Raw genomic sequence first — 6,000 nt, 5'->3', positions numbered from 1 at the left:
GGCACCCCCCATCAGGAGGGTGCCGCCCCGGCGTACATCTGGACGTGATCCGGGAGGATCAGCGTTCCGATCCGCGTGGGATCAGAAGTCCATGTCACCGCCCGGCATGCCGCCCGGCGCGCCCGCGGGGGCGGCCTTCTCCGGCTTGTCGGCGATGACGGCCTCGGTGGTGAGGAAGAGCGCCGCGATGGAGGCGGCGTTCTGCAGCGCGGAGCGCGTCACCTTGGCCGGGTCGATGATGCCCTCGGCGATCATGTCGACGTACTCACCGGTCGCGGCGTTCAGACCGTGGCCGACGGCCAGGTTGCGCACCTTCTCCACCACGACGCCACCCTCGAGGCCGCCGTTGACGGAGATCTGCTTGAGCGGGGCCTCCAGGGCGAGCTTCACGGCGTTGGCGCCGGTCGCCTCGTCACCCTCGAGCTCCAGCTTCTCGAAGACCTGGGAGGCCTGGAGCAGGGCGACGCCACCGCCGGCGACGATGCCCTCCTCGACGGCCGCCTTCGCGTTGCGAACGGCGTCCTCGATGCGGTGCTTGCGCTCCTTGAGCTCGACCTCGGTGGCGGCACCGGCCTTGATGACGGCCACGCCGCCGGCCAGCTTCGCCAGACGCTCCTGGAGCTTCTCGCGGTCGTAGTCCGAGTCGCTGTTCTCGATCTCGGCGCGGATCTGGTTGACGCGGCCCTGGACCTGGTCGCTGTCACCGGCACCGTCGACGATGGTGGTCTCGTCCTTGGTGATGACGACCTTGCGGGCGCGGCCGAGCAGTTCGAGACCGGCGTTCTCCAGCTTGAGGCCGACCTCCTCGGAGATGACGGTGCCACCGGTGAGGATGGCGATGTCGCCGAGCATGGCCTTGCGGCGGTCACCGAAGCCCGGGGCCTTGACGGCAACGGACTTGAAGGTGCCACGGATCTTGTTGACGACCAGGGTCGACAGGGCCTCGCCCTCGACGTCCTCGGCGATGATCAGCAGCGGCTTGCCGGACTGCATGACCTTCTCCAGGAGCGGCAGCAGGTCCTTCACGCTGCCGATCTTGGAGTTGACGATGAGGATGTACGGGTCGTCGAGCGCGGCTTCCATGCGCTCCATGTCGGTCGCGAAGTACGCCGAGATGTAGCCCTTGTCGAAGCGCATACCCTCGGTGAGCTCCAGCTCCAGACCGAAGGTCTGGGACTCCTCGACGGTGATGACGCCTTCCTTGCCGACCTTGTCCATGGCCTCGGCGATCAGCTCGCCGATCTGGGTGTCGGCGGCGGAGATGGAGGCGGTCGAAGCGATCTGCTCCTTGGTCTCCACGTCCTTGGCCTGCTCCAGCAGGGCGGCGGAGACGGCCTCGACGGCCTTCTCGATACCGCGCTTCAGAGCCATCGGGTTGGCGCCGGCGGCGACGTTGCGCAGGCCCTCGCGGACCAGGGCCTGGGCCAGGACGGTCGCGGTCGTCGTGCCGTCACCGGCGACGTCGTCCGTCTTCTTCGCGACCTCCTTGACCAGCTCGGCGCCGATCTTCTCGTACGGGTCCTCGAGCTCGATCTCCTTGGCGATGGACACACCATCGTTGGTGATCGTGGGGGCGCCCCACTTCTTCTCGAGGACGACGTTACGGCCCTTGGGGCCGAGGGTGACCTTGACGGCGTCGGCGAGCTGGTTCATCCCGCGCTCGAGACCGCGCCGCGCCTCCTCGTCGAACGCGATGATCTTGGCCATGTGAAGTGGTCCTCCCGGACTAATGGGGTCTCCCCTGCTCGAACGCAGTTGAGAGCGTGGGGAAGGATTTCTCCGGACCGCGCTGGCGCCCGCGACGGACGACCTACAGGCCTTGTGGTTCCTTGCCCCACGCGGCCTGCGGGCCTCACCGACCCGGTCCTTCTTTGTCACTCTCACTGGGAGAGTGCTAACGCAATGATTAGCACTCGTGGGTGGAGAGTGCAAGCCGCCCGAACGGGTGTGGTGGAGGAGCGACGGCCGTGTGCCGTGCGGGTACCGGGCGGTACCGGGCGCGCACCAGGCGGACGCGCATCCCCTCCGGAGATGCCTTCCCCAACTGGGGACATGACGCACATTCCCAACCCAGGGAGCCCCGTCCGCCCCATGGACAGCCGAAGGCCCGTACCCCCTCCTTCCGTTCTAGTGGTCGTCGAAACACCCCAGCTCAAGGGGTGCGATGGACTTCCGCTATGCGTAGGCCGGCTGCCAGACGCCGAGGATCGCGGCCGTCTCGCAGCGCAGCCAGCCCTTTCCGGCGTAGCCGAGGTGGTGGCCGTGGAGGTAGGCCGCGGCGTGCGGGGAGTCGGGGTGGGCCAGGGAGACGGCGATCAGGTCGGGGCCGTGGTCTCGCCGGAACGGGGGCGCGCGTTCGATGAACGGGCTGACCCTAACGGCGACGTCCTGGGGGCGCAGCCGGGCGTCCAGAGCTCTGGGTGGCGCACGGCGGCGAGCATCGCGCGGAACGCGTCGACGACGGGCTGGTCCTCGGCGGATCGGGCACTGGGGGCGTTGCCCCAGCGGCGGAACATACGACGGATCATTCGTCCAGCAACAGCGGCTGGAGGAGCTGACCTGCGGCACCAGGTGAGAACAGCCGGATTCTGCCAGCCTCACTGGCTGACGGACGATCATGCCTGCGCGAAGCGCTCCGGTCGTCGTCGGCAGCTTCGCGCCGTTCAGCCTGCTGATCTGCGGGTTTTCAGCCGAAGTTGCCTGCCTACGGAACCCGCTCACGAGCCTCGATGTCCCTTTCACGCAACCGTTATCCGATCACCAGGGGGAGTGCAGGTCTATGTCCAGCGGCAGCATCTCGGTCACACCCGAGGAACTGCGGAGGGCGGCAGCCGCCGCCGACGCCATAAGCGACGATCTCCAGGGCCCCGTCACCACCGCCAAACGCGACATCGAGGCAGCCGGCACCGCGATGAAGACCTGGCACATCGGCCCCGACATGGAACGCGTCGCCCACGACTGGGGCATGGCACTCGATGAGCTGCGCCAACGGATCGGCGGTGGCAACCCCGACAGCGCAGCATCCCGCCTGCGGCGCACCGCGGACGGTCACCACTTCAACGAAGACGCCACCGCTCAGTCCTTCAAGGTCCGGTGACCCGTGCCCCAACACTTCAAGGAACTGCTCAAGCAGGACTTCTCCGACCTCGAAGCCGCCATCAAATCCTGGCAGAAGCAGGCCAGAGCCCTGGAGGAAGCACAGGTTCAGCACCGTCACAAGGTCACCGGCCCCTTACACGCCAGTGGGTGGCAGGGCGTGGACTCCCGCTACGCGTTCATGAAGATGGAGGCGAACGAGACCCAGCTGGGCACCGCGCAGTCCGACGTCACCTCCATCGCCACCATTCTGGACACCGTTCACGTGGAGATGAAGCAGGCCCAGGACATCCTGCGGCAGAGTGTGCGCACAGCCGAGGCCGACGGATTCAGCGTCGATGACCACGGCAACCTGACGGACGGCAGGCCAGCGTGCCCCACCGGCAACGCAGACGAGGAGGCACAGGAAGAACATGCTGTGCGCGTCGCCGTGATGACCGGCTACAAGAACGACATCCAGGCTGCCTTGGACCAGGCCAGCACCGCCGACTGGAAGGGGATGCAACTCCTCCAGAAGATCGACGCCTTCACCCTCGACAAGGACTACGGCGCCCAGGCGGCGAAAGACGGCGCCCGTGAGGGTTGCAGGCTTCGCCCACCTCGACGAGGACTCCATACCTTCCAAGAAGAGCCCCAAGGAGAACGCCAAATGGTGGGCGGGCTTGTCAGAGCAGGAGCGGCAGGAGTACATCGACGCCTACCCCGACAAGATCGGCTGGCTCGACGGCATCCCCAGTGCCGACCGTGACGAAGCCAACCGCAAGTCAGTGGACCTCTCGATGGCGCACTACATCAGCAAGAAGGAGGGAGGCGAGTTAGGCATCCACGACCAACGGCAGTACGAGGGCTTACAGAAACTGCAAACCGCACTCGACAAGGCCGACGGCAGCGCCGACAGCAGCAAGCAGCTCTACGTGCTGGGGATCGACACGAAAGGCGACGGGCGGGCCCTCGTCTCACAGGGAAACCCCGACACCGCCCGCAACGTGGCCGTGCAGGTCCCGGGAACCGACAACGACCTCGTGAACCTCACGAGCAAATCGACCGGGTGGGCCGTCTGCAAGAAGCAGCCCAGGCCAAAGGCAGCGGGAGCACAGCAGTGGTCTCCTGGCTCGGATACGACGCCCCGGAAGTCGACGGCAGCATGGCCACCACCGGCCGCGCCGAACCCGCGGGCGACGACCTGAGGAACTTCACACACGGCCTGCGCGAGTCGCATCAGGGCGAGCGCGCCCATATGACCGTGCTCGGCCACAGCTACGGATCCACCGTGGTGGGCGTCGGCGCTTCCCATGGCGGGGGCCTCGACGCCGACGACGTTGTGGTGGTGGGCAGCCCGGGAATGGCAGTCGACCACGCCAAGGACCTGAACATGAACCCCGACCACGTCTGGGCCGGATGGGCGCCGGACGACATAGTGTCCACCGCCGCCTCGGACCAGACCCTGGGCGAGAACCCCGCAGACAAGGAATTCGGAGGCAAGATTTTCGACGTGGACACCTCAGGGCACGGCGGCTACTGGGATGACGGCAGTGAAAGCCTCGCCAACCAGGGACGCATCATCGCAGGGAAACGCCCAGGCAAAGGGGACTACCACCAGCAGCCCGCACCCACTCCACCCGAGACGGGGCCCAAGTGGTGACCGGCCGCATCCGGCGCCCTGGCCGCATCACCGCGCTCACCATCGTCACCCTGCTCGCATCTGGAGGATGCATGACCGACTCCGGGAAGAACGATCCGCTGCCCGTCAAGAGCAAGGACGGTGCCGAACACTCAGCTCGCGCACTGATCGACCAACTGGCCAGCCAGTACGACCTACAGGTCGATGACAAGACGGTGCGCAAAGAGTTCCGCGACTGCTTCGGCAAGAACCACGAGCACGCCAGCGACGGTCGCTTCGACCTGACCTACTCCGTACGGTCGCACCTTCCAGGAGACCAGCATGGCAAGGCTGTTCGCACCATGCGCAAGAAGCTCGAAGCCGAGGGCTACAAGATCAGCGGCTACCGCCAGGACCCGTCGGACGCTCTCATGGACGCAAAGGGCGGCAAAGACAACCTCTTCGTGTCCGTAGAAAGCTACGTACCCGCCACTGACCTCGTCTTCTCGGTGAACACTCCCTGCTTCCTGCCCCCCGGCGTGAAGCAGGAGCAGGTATCTGCCCCCGCCCCCAACGCCACCCCGGTAGCTCCCGTGCTCGTGGGCGAGCCCACAGAGCCGGCGAACCGCTTCCCCGACAACCCCTTCGGCTGATAGCGCCCGGCACCCCAGCACCCAACGGGTGGCGAAACCAAGGATCCGACGAGCGCCGGGTGGTGCCAGGCTCTCTGGAGACGGTAGAGCAGGCGATAACCACTTCTTACAGTGGTGCACAAGCAGCGGAAACATAAGAAGGCCCGGTCTCACCGCATGATCTTCCGTTCCAGTGGTCGTCGCAACACCCCAGCTCAAGGGGTGCGATGGACTTCAAGATTCGGGAGATCCGGACGGCTCATGGGCCGACCGCGAGCACTCCTGGCCCGCCACGAGCCGCCCAAGGGGGCCCGCGGAGCCCGACGCATCCTCAAACGCCACCTGATCGACGTCATCCACCGCGCCATGACCCGGGATCGAGCTACCTGGCAGCACCACATCACCCAACACCAGCGCCGCTTGACATGGAAGCGTCAACGGCCTGCCCGCGACAGTACTTCCCCAAGGGAACCGACCTCACGGTCCACACCCGCGAGCACCTGGCCGCCGTCGCCGCCGAACTCAACGGCCGCCCACGCAAAACGCTCGGCTGGGAAACCCCAGCCGAGCGCCTGCATAGACTGCTCGCGGCCTGATCAACATGACCACGTGTTGCAACGACCCCTAGAAACCCCTCTCAGGGGTACGGGCCTTCCTCACGCAGCAGTTGGT

The 6,000-nt window shown here is 66.4% G+C and carries 5 protein-coding genes and 1 pseudogene; 5 read left to right on the top strand and 1 reads right to left on the bottom strand.

Going from position 1 to position 6,000, the window contains the following annotated elements:
• Positions 1 to 81: 81 nt before the first annotated feature.
• On the bottom strand, positions 82 to 1,707 hold the full coding sequence (gene groL / locus ACFW5B_RS30410) for a chaperonin GroEL (RefSeq protein WP_386446560.1): 1,626 nt from the start codon (positions 1,705 to 1,707) through the stop codon (positions 82 to 84).
• Between the two features lie 1,072 nt (positions 1,708 to 2,779).
• Here groL and ACFW5B_RS30405 point away from each other — a divergent pair.
• From ACFW5B_RS30405 to ACFW5B_RS30385, 5 genes and pseudogenes are all read left to right on the top strand, one after another.
• Positions 2,780 to 3,097, top strand: coding sequence for a hypothetical protein (locus ACFW5B_RS30405; protein WP_386446558.1), 318 nt, complete (start codon positions 2,780 to 2,782; stop codon positions 3,095 to 3,097).
• 3 nt (positions 3,098 to 3,100) lie between these two features.
• Positions 3,101 to 3,844, top strand: coding sequence for a hypothetical protein (locus ACFW5B_RS30400; protein WP_386446555.1), 744 nt, complete (start codon positions 3,101 to 3,103; stop codon positions 3,842 to 3,844).
• Positions 3,845 to 4,144: 300 nt separating this feature from the next.
• Positions 4,145 to 4,738 (top strand): alpha/beta hydrolase, encoded by a 594-nt coding sequence (locus ACFW5B_RS30395; protein ID WP_386446552.1) that lies wholly within the window; start codon positions 4,145 to 4,147, stop codon positions 4,736 to 4,738.
• Positions 4,735 to 5,349: a hypothetical protein gene (locus ACFW5B_RS30390; protein ID WP_386446549.1), complete on the top strand. Its 615-nt coding sequence runs from the start codon at positions 4,735 to 4,737 to the stop codon at positions 5,347 to 5,349. Before ACFW5B_RS30395 ends, ACFW5B_RS30390 begins: the two co-directional genes overlap by 4 nt.
• A gap of 428 nt (positions 5,350 to 5,777) precedes the next feature.
• Positions 5,778 to 5,924, top strand: a pseudogene (locus ACFW5B_RS30385) (IS30 family transposase); the annotation flags it as partial.
• Between the last annotated feature and the right edge of the window lie 76 nt (positions 5,925 to 6,000).

Source organism: Streptomyces sp. NPDC058773 (genome assembly GCF_042746015.1).
Taxonomy (GTDB): Bacteria; Actinomycetota; Actinomycetes; order Streptomycetales; family Streptomycetaceae; genus Streptomyces.
The sequence above is the reverse complement of the archived record's forward strand: the minus strand, read 5'-3'. Positions and strand labels throughout refer to the sequence as shown.